The sequence below is a fragment of the Euzebyella marina genome (genome assembly GCF_003687485.1).
GTDB lineage: Bacteria > Bacteroidota > Bacteroidia > Flavobacteriales > Flavobacteriaceae > Euzebyella > Euzebyella marina.
Map to the genome: position 1 here is coordinate 2,083,828 of NZ_CP032050.1, position 16,480 is coordinate 2,100,307.

General features: G+C 35.9%; 16 protein-coding genes. 14 read left to right on the forward strand and 2 right to left on the reverse strand.

Features of this window, described 5'->3' with window-relative positions:
- Both D1013_RS08715 and D1013_RS08720 read left to right on the forward strand, forming a co-directional pair.
- A complete protein-coding gene (locus D1013_RS08715; protein ID WP_175443742.1) occupies window positions 1–801 on the forward strand; it encodes a type 1 glutamine amidotransferase domain-containing protein in 801 nt (266 codons plus the stop codon).
- Between the two features lie 69 nt (window positions 802–870).
- Window positions 871–1,380, forward strand: coding sequence for a lactoylglutathione lyase family protein (locus D1013_RS08720; RefSeq protein ID WP_121848452.1), 510 nt, complete (start codon window positions 871–873; stop codon window positions 1,378–1,380).
- Between the two features lie 157 nt (window positions 1,381–1,537).
- Here D1013_RS08720 and D1013_RS08725 read toward each other — a convergent pair whose 3' ends face one another.
- Window positions 1,538–2,647 carry an IS110 family RNA-guided transposase gene (locus D1013_RS08725; RefSeq protein ID WP_162987851.1) on the reverse strand — a complete coding sequence of 370 codons (1,110 nt, stop codon included), beginning with the start codon at window positions 2,645–2,647 and terminating at the stop codon, window positions 1,538–1,540.
- Window positions 2,648–2,880: 233 nt separating this feature from the next.
- On the opposite strand from D1013_RS08725, the gene D1013_RS08730 reads away from it, so the two are divergent.
- The 3 genes from D1013_RS08730 to mobB all read left to right on the forward strand — a co-directional run bounded on the left by D1013_RS08730 (window position 2,881) and on the right by mobB (window position 5,546).
- Window positions 2,881–3,435 (forward strand): hypothetical protein, encoded by a 555-nt coding sequence (locus tag D1013_RS08730; RefSeq protein WP_121848454.1) that lies wholly within the window; start codon window positions 2,881–2,883, stop codon window positions 3,433–3,435.
- Between the two features lie 498 nt (window positions 3,436–3,933).
- Window positions 3,934–4,518, forward strand: a complete 585-nt coding sequence (locus D1013_RS08735; RefSeq protein WP_121848455.1) for a BfmA/BtgA family mobilization protein — start codon at window positions 3,934–3,936, stop codon at window positions 4,516–4,518.
- 5 nt (window positions 4,519–4,523) lie between these two features.
- A complete protein-coding gene (mobB, locus tag D1013_RS08740; protein ID WP_121848456.1) occupies window positions 4,524–5,546 on the forward strand; it encodes a MobB family relaxase in 1,023 nt (340 codons plus the stop codon).
- Between the two features lie 189 nt (window positions 5,547–5,735).
- Here the strand turns inward: mobB and D1013_RS08745 are convergent, their stop codons facing one another.
- A complete protein-coding gene (locus tag D1013_RS08745) occupies window positions 5,736–6,143 on the reverse strand; it encodes a helix-turn-helix domain-containing protein (protein WP_121848457.1) in 408 nt (135 codons plus the stop codon).
- A gap of 144 nt (window positions 6,144–6,287) precedes the next feature.
- Here D1013_RS08745 and D1013_RS08750 point away from each other — a divergent pair, with 144 nt between their 5' ends.
- The 9 genes from D1013_RS08750 (at window position 6,288) to D1013_RS08785 (ending at window position 16,445) form a co-directional block, all read left to right on the forward strand.
- Window positions 6,288–7,859 (forward strand): HEPN domain-containing protein, encoded by a 1,572-nt coding sequence (locus D1013_RS08750; RefSeq protein ID WP_121848458.1) that lies wholly within the window; start codon window positions 6,288–6,290, stop codon window positions 7,857–7,859.
- Between the two features lie 4 nt (window positions 7,860–7,863).
- Complete coding sequence (locus tag D1013_RS08755; protein ID WP_121848459.1) at window positions 7,864–8,211, forward strand: hypothetical protein; 348 nt, start codon at window positions 7,864–7,866, stop codon at window positions 8,209–8,211.
- Between the two features lie 275 nt (window positions 8,212–8,486).
- A complete protein-coding gene (locus D1013_RS08760) occupies window positions 8,487–10,400 on the forward strand; it encodes a DNA methyltransferase (protein ID WP_162987852.1) in 1,914 nt (637 codons plus the stop codon).
- 50 nt (window positions 10,401–10,450) lie between these two features.
- Window positions 10,451–12,991: a DEAD/DEAH box helicase gene (locus D1013_RS08765; RefSeq protein WP_225621517.1), complete on the forward strand. Its 2,541-nt coding sequence runs from the start codon at window positions 10,451–10,453 to the stop codon at window positions 12,989–12,991.
- 2 nt (window positions 12,992–12,993) lie between these two features.
- Complete coding sequence (locus tag D1013_RS08770) at window positions 12,994–13,227, forward strand: hypothetical protein (RefSeq protein ID WP_121848462.1); 234 nt, start codon at window positions 12,994–12,996, stop codon at window positions 13,225–13,227.
- Window positions 13,228–13,314: 87 nt separating this feature from the next.
- A complete protein-coding gene (locus tag D1013_RS08775; protein WP_121848463.1) occupies window positions 13,315–13,782 on the forward strand; it encodes a hypothetical protein in 468 nt (155 codons plus the stop codon).
- A 131-nt stretch (window positions 13,783–13,913) separates the two neighbouring features.
- Window positions 13,914–14,069, forward strand: a complete 156-nt coding sequence (locus D1013_RS20340) for a hypothetical protein (RefSeq protein ID WP_162987853.1) — start codon at window positions 13,914–13,916, stop codon at window positions 14,067–14,069.
- Window positions 14,070–14,078: 9 nt separating this feature from the next.
- Window positions 14,079–14,690, forward strand: coding sequence for a GNAT family N-acetyltransferase (locus D1013_RS08780; RefSeq protein ID WP_121848464.1), 612 nt, complete (start codon window positions 14,079–14,081; stop codon window positions 14,688–14,690).
- A 471-nt stretch (window positions 14,691–15,161) separates the two neighbouring features.
- A complete protein-coding gene (locus D1013_RS08785; RefSeq protein WP_121848465.1) occupies window positions 15,162–16,445 on the forward strand; it encodes a site-specific integrase in 1,284 nt (427 codons plus the stop codon).
- Window positions 16,446–16,480 lie beyond the last annotated feature (35 nt).

The following is a 16,480-nucleotide window of genomic DNA, read 5'->3' on the forward strand; positions in this document are numbered from 1 at the left end:
ATGAAACCATTAAAAATAATAGCATTACTGCTAACGGTTGTTACAGCATCAAGTTGTAAAGACACAAAAAAGGAAACACCTTCTGAAAAAGTTTCAGAAGAAAAAATTGAATTACAAAAACAAAAAGAAATGAAAATATTATTTGTATTAACATCTCACGATAAATTAGGAGATACAGGGGAAAAAACAGGATTTTGGGTTGAAGAATTTGCAAATCCGTATTACACCTTATTAGACAAAGGAGCAGTTATTACGATTGCAACACCCAAAGGAGGCGCTGCACCAATAGATCCTAGTAGTGATTCGCCAGATGCTGCAACTAAAGATACAGAACGTTTTAATAACGATGCTGAAGCAAAAGAAAGAATTGCAAACACAAAAGTATTGGCAGATATGAATCCGGACGATTTTGATGCTGTCTTTTATCCAGGAGGACATGGTCCATTATGGGATTTAGCAAACGATCAAACATCCATTGCATTAATTGAAAAATTCAATAGTCAAGAAAAGCCCATTGCCTTTGTATGTCATGCCCCAGCTGCACTAAAAAGTGTAAAAAATGCAGATGGCACGCCTATAGTAAGAGGTAAAAAAGTAACAGGTTTTACAAATACTGAAGAAGAAGCAGTTGGACTAACTAATGTTGTACCATTTTTAGTAGAAGATATGTTGATAGAAAACGGAGGAATCTACTCTAAAAAAGAAGATTGGGCATCTTATGCTATTCAAGATGGAAATTTAATTACTGGTCAAAACCCAGCTTCATCAGAATTGGTAGCAGAATTATTATTAAAAAAATAAACAATATTATTGAATAGTTATTATAAATAAACAGTAGCTAACAATGTATAAACTTGAAACGACAATTATATGAAAGAAATAAAATATCCGAAATCATTTTCACATATTGGGATCACAGTTCCAAATATCAGGGAAGCCGTAAAATTCTATTCCGAAGTTATGGGATGGTACGTAATTATGAAACCATCTATAGTAAAAAAAGAAAGTGATACAGCAATTGGACAAATGTGCATTGATGTCTTTGGGGATAATTGGGAAGAGTTTGAAATCGCTCATATGTCAACTTCTGACGGAATTGGAATTGAGCTTTTTTCGTTCCCTCACGGAAAAAAAGAAGCACCTGAGTTTAACCCTTTTAACACAGGGCTTTTTCACTTTTGTGTTCAAGACCCAGATATCGAAAATCTTACTAAAAAAATAGTTGAGGCTGGTGGTAAACAGAGAATGCCAATAAGAGAATATTATCCAAATGAGAAACCATATAAAATGGTATATGTAGAAGATCCATTCGGAATTGTTTTTGAAATCTACACGCATAGTTATGAATTGACATATTCTTCGGGTGCTTATTCAAAATAAAAACAGTAGCTAACAATGTATAAAAGCAATAGCGGTTTGGGTCTTAATTCAAACCGTTTTGCTTTTAATTAAGTATCTTGTTATCCGAAAGTTGCTGCGTTTGAATCCGCTACTGCCCTTATACTAACCGTCAAAAAACAAGTTTTTCCTTATAATTTTAGGAAACAAGTTGATTTATCAAATTGTTATCCTGCGCAGCAAGGGCTTTGCGCTTTTGCTGCTTTTTTGTTTCATAAGCTGCATCATAGAATTTCTCGCTCTTCCAAAGGGTGTACATCAATATCAACAGCTTTCTCTGAACGGCTATCAAGGCCACCAATGGTTTTGCTTTTTTGGGCTTTAGCCTATTATAGAATCGTTTCAATGTAGGGTTGCATCGCACACAGGTCATCGAGGGCATGTGCATGACCGCCCGGATATGACTGTTCCCTTTTTTGCTGATTCTGGTCTTTCCTTTAAAACTGCCGGATTCCCGCAATACCACATCGTAGCCGGCATAACTTGTCAGTTGTTTTGCGCTGGTTATCGATTCAAAGCCCAATGTCTCACCTACTACCGTTGCGGCCGATATAAAAGAGATTCCAGGGATGCTCATCATAAAACCGATCTTTCTTCCCAGCACTTCGTTCTTTGATACGATCTCTTTCATCTCCTCCTCTATCATTGCTATTTGGCCATTGAGAAGTTTCAGTCTGTCCCTGTGCCGTTTCAAGGCCTTGGTGTTACCATGGACACCCGAATCGATGGCTCCTTGGCGATTGGTCTCCATGACCTTGTCCTTTAGCAAAGAACTGCGCTCCCTGCTCAATGCCTTTAGTTCCCGTAGTTCCTCGCTTGGCGGTCGCCATGGACGAAGGGACCTTTCAAGTCCCAGCATACTGAGCATTCTACTGTCCAGGGCATCCGTTTTAGAACGCTGGTCCAGACTCTGCGCATAGCGCTTTACACGACCTGATTGCATTACACTGACCGCATGGCCATGTGAGTACAGATAATGGGCGATACCCTGATGGTAGACCCCCGTGGCTTCCATGACGACCACTAGGTCGACAGTGCCATCAACTGATGTCTTCAACCATTTTAAAACCTCCTTGTAACCCGATAGGTCATTGGGCACATCTGGATGAGATATGAATTCCTTCCCCAGTTTATCCGTTAGGAACCCAAGGGACAAGGATAAACCCAATTTAGAGACATCGATACCCAGACTTTGTTTCAACCGCTTTTCCATAATATCGTTTTTTAAGGCCATAACCCTCTTTATCATCCTTGCTCGCATTTGATTCGACCTCTGTGAACAGGGTCTAGGTACTGTCCGGATTCCAAGAAGATTATAGAAGGGCGGGATTTCTATGAAACGATATCATTCAATGTATCTAGCCGAGACCTCTCTGTCCCTTCTATTCTAGCTCTTATTTATTATTGGGAAACTACTATATTTATAAATAATAGATTATGTGCTCGTAAACATACGAGCCGAGACCGTTGGTATCAATTTAAATGAACCTAGAAAAAGACAGTTTTGTAAAATACTTCTCTGTAAATCGGAATGAGTATCATGACCCCAAGTTGGAACAAGAAAGCGGCCTCGTAACTCTCGTAAACAAGGGATTTGATAAAATGAATTTGATTGGGAATCTTTTTATAGTCGTTATTGTTCCAATTATTATAACTATTGTAATTACCAATAAACAATTACCGAAATCGACGAATTCTTATCTTATTGGAATTGCAACGGTTTGGTTTATTGTAACCTTTTACAAACGAGTTCAAAAAATCGTAGCTAATAACAATGTCATTATCGATCTTGAAAAAAGATTAGTTATAATCGAACCGCAAGATTATTTTCGGAAGAACATTATGAAAACCAAGAAACGAAATATTTCCTTCAATTCAATTCGTAGCATAAAAACTAAATCAAGAAATTACGATAAATTTAACTCAGGATTTAGATTGGTCTTAAATTATGGAAATGAGGAAGTTACCTTGGTGGACATTTGGACTAAAAAATTGGGAACTGAATTGAGTCAATTTGTACAAAAACTGGTTGCTTAAGACGAATAAAAACAATGTTTATCAGACCTGAATTTTGTCATATAGGCACATGTAATTGTCAAACAAATTCTCATTTTAGAAAGATCCCTAATAGTGAAGTGTAAACAAGAAATGGAAAAAATTGGTTATCTTTAAAAAGTGTCTTTGAGCACTTCAGTACGGCAGTAATTTTATGATTTGACTTTCCAAAAGTCCGTACAAACCAAATAATATTTATTGTGCAACTGATTCCCAAATCAGCTTGTATTTATTCGGTCCCGCTTGCGGGACGAAGGAATAGCAAGAGGGTGATGCGCAGAATGCGCCATCACGGTTGTTTTTGGGTCTTTAACAAGTTGAAAACCAGTCAATTGAATATATTTTGGAATACTATTCAAAATCTGGGGCTACAGTAGACTTTTCCAAAATCTACAGTAAACCCTTTGGGAAGCCCTGTAAACACTGGAATTTTTTGACGAAAAAATTGACGCAATTTCACTAAAAAACAAAATCGCACCTATGGAAAAGCAATCAACAAATGATAGAAAAAAGAAAGGAACCGGTGCTTATTCCAATATCACGGTAAAGAAAGAAACGGCCACACGCTTTCGCAGCTATTCCAAAAAGTTCAACAAATCGCATAGCGAGGTATTGGATGGAATGATACAATACTTCAAGGAGAACAACCTTGACCCTTTTGGAGAGGGAACAAAGGTCATCCTTTACAGTATCAAAAAATTGGAGCGTCAGATGATGAAAAAATTCGATAGAATCATTGCCATTATCAAGAACATGGAAAAGACCAGTATCCGGCCCACCTATGAAATGATGTTGATTCTATATGAGGCCTATGTAAAGGATGGGAGGAAACCCAAACGTGAACCTGTTAAGTTACAGGAAGAGCGAATGGATTTTCTGGAGCCAAGGAATACTGTTCCAAAAACAGAGCATGATAGAATGCTGCAAGAATTCAAAGAATATAAAAAACACTGCAATGAAATCCTCAACAGCGTTGAGAAGGTGGAGCCGATCATGGGAAAGCCTTATCTAAAGATCAATATGGACATTGGGGATTTTGAAAGCTTGAAACATCAATTAAAATAGCACTCATGTACCTTACCATCTCAGCACAGAAAATGGGCAGTACCTACAACTCCAGTGTAGGTAACTATGTGGATTATCTGGAAAAGGAGAACCAAGATAGGTTGCCTGAACAAAGGGAGGAATTCTTTGACCAAGAAAATAACAGAGTAAGCCCTCAAACGGTCATTGATGAAATAGATGCCAATACGGCCAAATTAAGGCAGAAAGACCCGAAATTCTATTCCATAGTGGTCAGTCCCAACCAAAGGGAACTGAAGGCCATCGGCAATGACCAGAACCTGTTAAGGGAATACACAAGGAAGCTCATGGAGGACTATGCCAAGAGTTTCCACCGTAACCAAGAGGTAAAGGCCGAAAACCTTAAATATTATGCCAAGATTGAGCATGAGCGCACCTATCGTGGCTTTGACAAACAGGTTCAGGAGAATGCACCTTACCGTGGCGAGATAGCAAGGCTAAGGAACGAGATACGGAAAGTGGAGCGTGGAGAATCCATAGGTAATGTCAAAGAGCTTGAAAAAAGAATCAAAGAGCAGGAAAGATTGGCCCCACACAAACAGAATGGAAAGTTAGTGGCAGCCGGAATGCAAAAAGAGGGGCCTCAGACCCATATCCATATCATAGTCAGCAGAAGGGATGTGACGAACACCTATACGCTTTCACCCATGGCCAAGCACAAGGCATCCGAAGTGGAACTGAACGGAAAGACCATAAAAAGAGGGTTTGATAGGGACAGTTTTTATCAATCGGCCGAGAAGACCTTTGACAAGACAACAGGGTTCAAACGGAACTATGTGGAATCCTATGTTGGGAGAAAGGCCCATGCCAAGGAACCGGGAAAGTTCTTTGCCAAGGTCATGGGGCTGCCCACCAAGGAAAAGGACATGGCCTTTAAACTTCTTAAAACGATGGGTGTCAAAGCACCAAGTATACCGACCAATAAAGTGCAAATGGCAGCCAAGATCATAAAGGCCCTTGGGAGGGGAATCGATAAGGCTAGGGGGACTGGTGAGGATATGGGTTATTGAAATCCAAAAAGTAGGTTGCGCCCTTTCGGGTTTTTGTTCTACGCTTATCTACCGGAACACTACAAAAACCCGATAGGATCCATGCGCAAAAGTTGGGGGTAAGAATTTGGGACGCTTGCAGCGCGAAACAGGGTTTCGCTCGCCGTTTTTGCAAGTTGCTTTATAGGTAGTTTTAGTTAGATGATTGGTTTATTTCTTGTCCAGTAACTTTTCCAAGTAAGTTACCTTGTCTTTTTCAGCCTGAACAAGACGCTCATATAGCTCAACAACTTTTTCAATTGTATTAAAAGTTGGTTGGTAGTTGAGAGAACTGGCGATTATTGTTGAATTGTCGCTGCTTGTATTGTTATATGTGTTGTTGATAATGTTAAAAACGGCTTCTTCAGAGAAATTCTCGATTCCCTCTTTGGTAACTCCCAAGGCTTTGGCTATTTCTTCCAACTTTACATCATCCACCTTTTCGCTATTCTCGATATTAGAAACGGCCTGTTGACTGATGCCCAGTTCCTCTGCAAGGGTTTCCTGTTTCATTCCGCGGAGTTCCCTGATCCTACTGATCTTTCTGCCTATATGGTTGTTCTTGGTCTTTATCTGCATATCTCAAATATAGGGTGTTTCGTACAATAATCCGATTGTAAAATACAAAACACTTTTAATAAAATACAAGTGTCTATGGTGGGGTACTTGCGAATGTGGCCCTAATATGGTCAATGATTCTCGAACCCTTTAAACCACAATATCATGACACATGGCACAAACATACCAAAACACTTTGAAAAAGTGGAAGAGCTGTCCGAATTGCTCGACAGCATCCTGAACATCATTACCATTGACAGGGCCTTTCTTTCTAAGAAACAAATTGAGGGAAACACCGAATATTATTTTCTTACCCTTTTTGTGGATATCAACAATGACCCACTTCCCAATGAGATCCGTTCACTGGTCGCAAAGAAAGGAAAGAAGCATCCCGATTTCAGGATAAGGGTCTACACGGAGAACCAATCCGAAACAGGCCTTGAAAGGGGTGCCCTCTATTTCTTGGAACATTGTTGTCTTGGGAAGACCGTCTTCGCCCATCCCGAAGGGGAGAACATCATGGATTATTCAACAATGGCGTACCAGACCCTCATGAAGAGGGCTGCTAGCTATCATAAATCGGAACTGGCAAAAGTAACTGCCTTTGCCAATACTGCGGACATCTTGATCAAGGAAGGGGATTATGCTATTGCCACTTTCAATATGCACCAGGCCTTTGAACTTTCATTCAGGTTCATTGAACAGATGTGTATTGGAAGGAGCATGGTGACCCACAGTATCATCAGCCATATCAACTATTGCAAACACTTCTTTCCCTCCCTCCAACCTTTTACGGAATCTTCTGGGACGAACAGCAATGAACTGTTGTTGCTGTTGGAACACGCCTATAGTGTTGCCCGTTATGGGAATGAATTTGAGATCACCAAGGTACAGGCCAAGACCATCCAAACACAAATGAAGAATTTCATCCAAGAAGTGGAATCCATTTTCCATAAACATCTTGATCAGTGCAAAGACCAAATCGACAGAATCGGAAAGGATTTTGAGAAAGCATTCCCGAAAGTAGCCGAGAACGTAGGGAACAATAATGAAGAATCATTTGTTGGTCAATTGAAGGAACTGGAAAAAATGTATTTCCATGCCTTGAAACCCTATATCCCTGAAAAGGGCTTGTACATCACCGAACTCATAACCGAAGGATACTGTGAAACCTCTTTTATGATCTCCAACCTGATAAAGGTTTGCATTGTTGCATTGGAAAATGAATATATCCCTACACGCATTGTTCCCCAACCCCACCACAATGTAAGTGAGGTTTTGGGATACATACTGGATTTGATTCCACATGATGAAATGGAATTCTTGGACAAGGTCAGAAACTGCTTTCGGAACAAAAGACAACCACAACCCAATAAATCCATTCACATGAAATCAAAGAAGAAAAGGTTAAAGACCTTGGAAGAGATACAACAGCTCAGGAGCAATCTTTCGGGACTGTTGGGAAACAAAAAGTCCATCGACCCCAAAGGAAACTATGTGACCTTCGAGGTCAGGGACAACAACCATCTTTTGACACAAATCATAAGTCTTTTGGAGGTTTGCGTGTTCGCACTTGATGGGGAAGGAATGATGTTGTTTCCTGCCAATCAAAATGCATCAAAAGAGGACAGTGTGATCCAAGTATTGGAACTGGTATTGAGCATCCTTCCTGATAGCCAAATTTACTTCATGGACAAGCTGGACGAAAAGCTATCAAAACTTGAAAACAAAAAATGAATCCATGAACCCAAACGAAGAAAAGCTCCTAAAGGATTTGAGACTTCACTCAAATGATCATTCCCCTACCTTGGTTCCCCATCCATGGTTCAAGGACAAGTTCCAGCCTACTTTCTTTTACATTGACGGTCATGCGGATCTGTTGTTGACCGTTCGTGCATTGATATACCTTTCCATAAGGGCAATAAATCCAGAGCTTGGCTCGGATGATGTAATGGACAGGAACGAAGAGGAATTCATCCATCAAGCGATGACCATAGCCAACCGTTTGATGCCAGTCGGGGAAGAGGCTTTGATGGATCACTTAAATCAATATTTCAGAGATGAAAAGAATTGTGGAAAAGAACCATGAAATTGGTAAGCGTTTTTATAATTCATACATTTATCTTCCCTTAATCATTATATCCATATTTAATGATTAATTATTAAGACTTCACTTTTGATTTTCCACGACTATTGACCATCCTAGTATTAAAGCAAACAAAAACAATTTTACGTTTATTCCTCGGATATAAGATACATGCCAAAAGTTAAAATAGCAGCTCTTTTCTTTAAAAACTTCTTTCAAAATAAAGAGAATATTCCTCGTTATTATCCTATTTTTAGACCAAATACGAGTATATATTGATGAATTTATCAGAAAAGGAAAGGGAATATTTAATTGATAAATTGGGAAAAGGAGAGTCTATACCTATAGATTTTAAGTATAAACTTTTTCCAAGCGTTCAAAAAGAATATGAGCTTGCATATGCGGGAAAAATGAGAAAGGAAGATATTCTTTCAGATGAAGATGGGGTTACGGCTGTACCTCTGCAAGTTGAAAAGGTTTTTAATGGTAACAGGGATGCTTTTCCAGATGGATGGAAGAATATGATAGTATTTGGAGATAATCTTCAATTGCTAAAGACAATTTATAAAAATGAAGACCCTCTAATCAAGGGTAAAGTTAAAGGCAAAGTAAAATTAATCTACATAGATCCTCCTTTTGCAACAGAATCCGATTTTAATGGGACACAAGGTCAAAAGGCGTATTCCGATAAGACAAAGAATTCTGAGTTTGTCGAGTTTTTGAGAAGAAGACTCATTGTTGCAAAAGAAGTTTTGGCTTCCGATGGAGTGATTTTTGTTCATCTGGATTGGAAGAAAGTTCATTATATAAAAGTTTTAATGGACGAAATTTTTGGTGAACATAATTTCAAAAATTCTATTACATGGCATTATGGAGGTAGGATGATGCACCATCTAAAGCAGTTCAATAGAAAGCATGAGATAATATTATTTTACACGCAAACCCAGTCTGGCTATACGTTTAAAATGCCAAAGGATGAAGTAGATTTTGATGAATATGCCAAATCCAGACACGAAAAAATCCATGTTGATAAAAATGGAAAAAGGTATTTGCTTGCTCCAGATGCAAATATGGAAAGAACTACGAGACAGTACGAAGATGAAATTGTTGCAAGAGGTAGAGCAGTGGATGATGTATGGCCTATAAGATATATTAGGGGTAACGCCAAAGAAAGAACTGGTTATCCAACACAGAAACCAGAGGAATTAATCAAAAGAATAATCGAGTCGACTACAAACGAAGGTGACTTGGTTATGGATTTTTTTGGAGGAAGCGGCACGACAGCATCAGTTGCTGAAAAATTGAACAGAAAGTGGCTCGTTTGTGATATTGGAAAGTTTTCATTCTACACAATGCAAAAAAGACTGCTTACAATTCAAAATTCAAAATCGTTAATTGAGAAGAAAAAGAATTATAAAATTCCTGCAAAATCATTTTGTACAATAAATACGGGAATCTATGACATTCAAAAGCTTTTTCAACTTCAGCATGAGGAATATATTGAATTTGTACTTAATCTGTTTGAAGTTTATCCAAAGATAAAATCTATCAATGGAGTTGAATTTCAGGGAGAAAGGAAAGATGGTTATTTGGTCCAGGTGTGGAAATATTGGGATTTTAAAGATGCTTCAATTGATGAGTATTTTTTAAGAAATCTACATGAAAATATTGGGAATAGAGTTGGTGATAGGTTATACCTTATTGCTCCCGCAAACTCAGTCGAATTTATCGATGATTATTTTGAAATTGGTAAAGTAAGGTATTATTTCCTAAAGGTTCCATATCAAATAATTGAAGAGCTTCACAAAAAGAGATTTAAGAAGTTTAGACAGCCTACAAGCTCAAGTGATATTAATAACTTAGATAATGCTATCGGCTTTCATTTCATAAGGCAACCAGAGGTCAAATCTAATTTTGACGGTAAAAATTTAAACATCACTTCGTTTAAAACCTATTATCCGGATGAGGAAACACTTAATGAGATTCCTGATTTTGAAGCATTGGCAATGGTTTTAGTAGATAACAATTACAACGGTAAAGAATTTATCCTATCTGAGTCATTCTTTGCAGAGGATATTTTTAAAAAGGGTGAGCCAATAAATATTTCGTTAAAAGCAAAAAATGGCAAAAAGGTATGCGTTATCTATGTGGATATTTTTGGTAACGAATTCAGGGAGATTCTAAATAAATAAGTACTGTTATGCTGCATGATAAACTGACGTATCAAACGAAAGATTTGGTTTTGAAAATTAATAAGTATTATGATTCTACCGATTTATCTATAGAATATTGGGATAGATACTTGGATACACTTTGCGGTAATAGGGAATATCAGAAGGAAGCAATTAAAAATGCTTTGATTTATCTAGCTTCAAAACAGTACAACTCTATTAATGACTTAATTAGACAAAACCATTCGAATAATCCTGAAATTAGAAAGAGATTTGAGCATGTGGATGAATATTTCAAGAAAATTCAGTTGCCTCATAAACTTTCAGGCACTATCGATTTAGCAACTGGAACAGGAAAAAGTTTTGTCATGTTTGGAATTGCCCAAATAATGTTGGGATTGGGCATCGTAAAAAAAGTATTGGTGCTTTGTCCTTCAATAACAATTGAAAAGGAGTTGAAAAGAAAATTTATTCAACTCTCATCTGATCCTAGACTTTCAGAATCAATACCGAAACAAGCAATTTTAAAAAACCCAAGAATTGTTGATGGTAGCGTCACGGTAGTAGAAGGTGATATCTGTATAGAAAATATCCATGCAGTATATGAGCGAACAGGCTCTTCTATTGAAGATAGTTTCGGTTTTAAAAAGGGATTTGAAACATTGGTTCTTAATGATGAATCACATCATATTTACAATAAAACAACGGGTAATGATTTGCAAAGTAAAAGCATCAAGGTTTGGAAAAGATTTTTACTGGATGATGCATATGCCTTTAATTATATTTTAGGTTTTACCGGTACAGCTTACATTGACAACGACTACTTTAACGATGTGATATTCAGATATTCATTGAGAAGTGCAATTGACAAAGGTTTCACCAAATCCATTGACTATGTAGGTGAGGATGATAGTTCTAACGAAGACCAAAGATTTCAAAAAATTTACCAGAACCATCAAAAGAATAAAATAATCTACAGGGATGTTAGGCCATTGACCATTTTGGTTACTAATAACATAAATAATGCTAAACGACTGGAAACAAGGATTGTTGAGTTTCTATCCAAAGAGGAAAATATATCTGAAGAAGAAATTAGGAGGACAAAGGTCATAACAGTTACTTCGGACAAAGTACATGAGCACAACCTGATAAGATTAGAAAATGTTGATGACAAAGATGAAACAATTGAATGGATAGTTTCTGTTTCAATGTTGACAGAAGGGTGGGACGTGAAAAATGTTTTTCAAATAGTTCCAATGGAGGAAAGAGCATTCAATTCAAAACTGCTAATTGCTCAAGTTTTGGGGAGAGGGTTGAGATTACCTGATTTATATCCAAATGCAGCCAAAGTTGTTATTTTTAATCATTCATCGTGGGGTTCCAAAATTAGAGGTTTAGTTGATGAAGTTCTTGAAATTGAGTTAAGATTGGTTAGCCAAGTATTGACTAGTGAAACACAGGAAAGAAGTAAATATCACTTTAATCTTTATAACATCGATTATAAGAAAACGGAAAGAGGGGTTGAAAATACAAGTGAAACTAATACATTCAATTACAAGGGTTATATAAATTTAGAATCGTCAGTCTCCAATGTGAAAAAGGAAACTATTTATTTAAACGTGTTAGGAGGAGTAAGTGAAGCCGAATATGATATTAAATATCGTTTTACGCCTTTAAAAGCAATAATTAATAAGATTTATAGTGAGTTTCAAACTAGGGAATGGGAAGGGGTTGTGTTGAAGTTGGCCGATTCGGAGTATACAAAGAATAATTTACCACCAAGAGAGGAAATAGAAAAATTATTGAGGCGTTCCATGGAAAGGGTTGGAATTGAAGGGGATTTAATAGATGAAAATAATAAGCGAAAAATATTTGCTGCATTTAACACACTATTGAGAAAGAAGAACAAATCAATTGTATTGGAGAGACTAGCCCAAAAGCCATATCTAATATCAACTAAAAAAAGAGAAAGGGAAACTCTTTCGGTCGGTAATCTTAGAACCGCTGGATCTACGGTTTTCTACACAAATAAATATGAGTATGAAATAGAAGATGAGGATATACTGAGAATTTTGAATGAAGTATTAGAGGATGAGGATCTTTTGAAAAGTTCAGAAAGAGAGATCAACGCATTTGATTTTAAAACTCCTGTTGATATTCTATTTACCACTAAAGAACCAGAAAGAAAATTTGTTGAAAAATTAGTTAAAAATGACAATTCCAAAATAATAGACGCTTGGTTGAAATCAACTAATCAAAATTTTTATTCGATTGAATACTCATTGACAACTGCAACAGGAAACCATACAAAGCAATCCAAGTTTAACCCAGATTTTTTTATAAAGGTATCCAAAAATGGTATTGAGCATATAATAGTGGTTGAGATAAAGAGCGATAAAGATTATTCTCCTGAAAACAAAGCTAAGTACAAATGGGCTTGTTCTCATTTTAAAGAACTTAATAATCAACTTGAATATCATAAAATCGACCAACACTATGACTTTCATTTTCTTAGCCCTGAAAATTATGACCAGTTTTTTGAGTATTTGAAAAATGGCAAGCTTATAGAAGGTAAGTTTATAAGTAACCTTGACAATGAATTAAATAATTAATTATGTTTTTGAGAACAGAGCCATTAAGTAGGGAAGAAGAGGAACTTTTTGCGGCCTTATTGGATAAAGGTGTAAGTCTTCAAATTGTAATGTTTGAGGACTTGGATGGAAAATCGGAATATCCAATTTATTTAGCCATATTTAATGGAAGACCTTGCCATTTTCACTATTCCCACAAAGACGAACATACTCTTAATGCTACAATAAGTGACGTTTGGAGGTTCTTGACCAAGTAATTCCAAGTAAAATGTTTACCTGTCCTATTATTTTACGTCAGATATGAGAATGACTAAAGGTTGACGAAAATCAGGGTATTTATAACTATGCAAAATATTCTAAGCGAACCACAATTTGAAAACCATATTCGAAAAGATATATTGAATGAAATTCTATCTGATAGAGGGAATTTTAAGCTATATGATTTTAAAAAGGCAGTAGATATTATGATAGCTGAAAATGGTTCTAGACCTAACTTATATTTTTTGGAAATTAAGTATCACAAAAAGAGTAATGGTAGATTAGGGTTCGGTTCAGGTAATGGTGTTGGATTTCAACCTGAAATGCTTAGAGATCAGACGGACTATTTTGAAACTAATTTAAGATGGATATTGGGTAACATAGAAAGTGAGAATTATTGGTTTGTTGATAATACTGTAATTAGAAATTATATCAGTGGTGGTGTAATAGGAGAAAAGCATAATAATATTCAAGCTAAATTCTTTAAAGAAGTACCTTCTGTAAGTAAGGAAAAACTCATGTTGCTTTTATCTGAATGGTTGTTCTTGCAATAAGTGTCGTTAATTATTTACCTCTTATAATGATACTTAGTAGAGGTCTTGATTATATAAACTAATGGAGTTTTTGGTATAAAAATTGTTTTAAAACGTTTAAATTATATAATTTTGTATCATATATAGAAACAATGGCAATAGCAATTAAATCTATACCTGTATTAAAAGATAAAGCAGCAGTTCATTTTACTACCAAAATAGCTGAAAACTCTGCTAAGAAATCTTCTATTGATTTTTCCAAACAATCTTCTGTTGCTTCAAAGATTTTAGCTAAAGCTAAACTATAATCTTTTGCTTTGGGTTTTCTACTTGAAAGTTGCACATTAAAACCCTACAATCAAGAAGTTATAGATGGTTGTGAACCTTTTGATTGCGATCATCCTGATTTAAATGATTTTTTTAGAAATGATGTGGAAAATTATTCTGCTGAACTTTTAGGAAAAACTTATTGTTTTACTCTTGATGAAGATCCATCAATAATTGTTTGTGCTTTTACAATATCAAATGATAGTATTAAAACCACGCATCTTCCAAATTCTAGGAAAAAGAAAGTAATTAGGGAAATACCACGTGAAAAACATATGAGAAGCTATCCAGCGGTTTTAATTGGTCGTTTGGGAGTTCACAAAGATTATAGAAATGTTGAAGGTGAAGAGGATAATACTGGAAAACAATTAATGGATTTCATTAAGTCTTGGTTTATAGATGGAGCAAATAAAACAGGATGTCGTTTTATTGTTGTGGATTCATATAATGAACCCAGGGCATTAAGATATTATGCTAAAAATGGTTTTGAAAGTCTATTTTCTACTGAAGAACAGGAGAGGGAATTTACAGGTTTACCGGATGAAGTAAAGCTATCAACGAGACTATTATTCTTTGACTTGATAGTTTTGGCAAAAGAATAGACATACAATAACTTGAAAATGTAGAACTATATTTTATCGAGTTAATATTTTGGATTTTATGTTTGATTCCAAATAGTTTAAATTTTAATCTTATTTTTACTAGTAGTTAAACACATAAAATTTGTGTTCAAAAGTTGTTTTTCGCTTTCCGTGTTCTTAACGGGAATACCTCCAAGATTACAGGGTTAAAACAATGATTTTCAATACGATAAGATTACGTCGATGATTCAGTCATCCCGACACTTAGGATATTAAAATTGATTTTTTAATATGTAATTAAATGAAAACCAGTAAAATACATTTTTACTGGTTTTTTTTGTATTCATTTATAGACACTATAATTAGTGTCCTAATTAGTGTCCTATTTTCTAAGGAAAGAAATGCCTAAATTTATAGTTCACGACCTGTGATTCGACTTTCGAGATGATTTGGCTTTCGATTTAACTGAGTTTTCAATTAAATACGAAAGTGATGATTTCAGAACACACATTCAACGTTCATTTCTGGTTGAGGAAAAATGCCCTTAAAAAAGATGGTACAGCTCCTATCTATGCGCGTATATGGATAGATAGTAAGGCAGTTGACATTAGTACAAAAAAAGCTGTACTTGAGAAGAATTGGAATTACAATGCCTGCCGAGTTAAGTCCAAGGTAAAAAATTCAGGCAATATTAATGATGCACTGGATACAGTGAATTTAAACTTAAAAAGTGCCTACAGACAATTATTGGAGAAAGGCCATCCCATAACGGCCGAAGCTATAAAACTTCGCTATACAGGAAAAGATAGAGAAGTTTTGACATTAATGGAATTGATTACCTATCACAGGGAAAATGAAATCCAAAAGCTAGCCCCCGGAACTGTCAAGAATTATAAGGCTAGCGAAAAGTACATTCGACGTTTTATCCAAAAAGAATATAAAGTGAAGGACATTTATCTTCTGCACATCGATTATTCTTTTATAACAAAATTTGAAAATTATTTACGTACCTGTTCTCCATTAAAAAAATCTCAACCCTTGCGGAACAATGGTATAATGAAACACTTGGAACGACTTCAAAAACTTACGAACATGGCTCTGAAGCATGGTTGGATTAAATCTAACCCTTTCAATTTGTTCCAATTGAAATTTGACTCATACGATAGCGCCTTTTTGGAACAGTCCGAGTTGGATTGTTTAATGAATGTATCACTATCCAATGACAGTATGTCTCTAGTGAGGGATATTTTCGTTTTTTCGTGCTACACTGGTCTGAGTTATATAGAGGTGAAAAATTTAAGTGCAAAGAACATCGTTGAAGGAATTGATTGCGAAGATTGGATTGTACTACGGAGGAAGAAATCTAATGTACCTGTAAAATTACCCTTGCTAAATGAAGCCAAATTAATACTTCAGAAATATGCTTCTTATCCAAAAGTAGAAAATGGATATCACCTTTTACCCGTATTTAGCGATCAGAGACTTAACCTTTACCTGAAACAAATCGCCTCTATTTGCAAAATTGATAAACATATAACTTTCCATGTTGCAAGACATACTTTTGCTACTACGATAGCTCTATTAAACGATGTTCCGATTGAGACGGTCTCTAAATTGCTAGGCCATAGAAAATTATCTACTACTCAAAAATATGCGAGGGTAATTGAGAAAAAAATTAGTAATGATATGAAATTGTTGAGAAGGAAACTTGATGAACATAAGCAAAGTAAGTCAAATAATCATACCAACAAAAAGGGACATTTGAGGATTGTATAAGGCTAAAAATTTGATAACAAGCGAAATTGATGAAG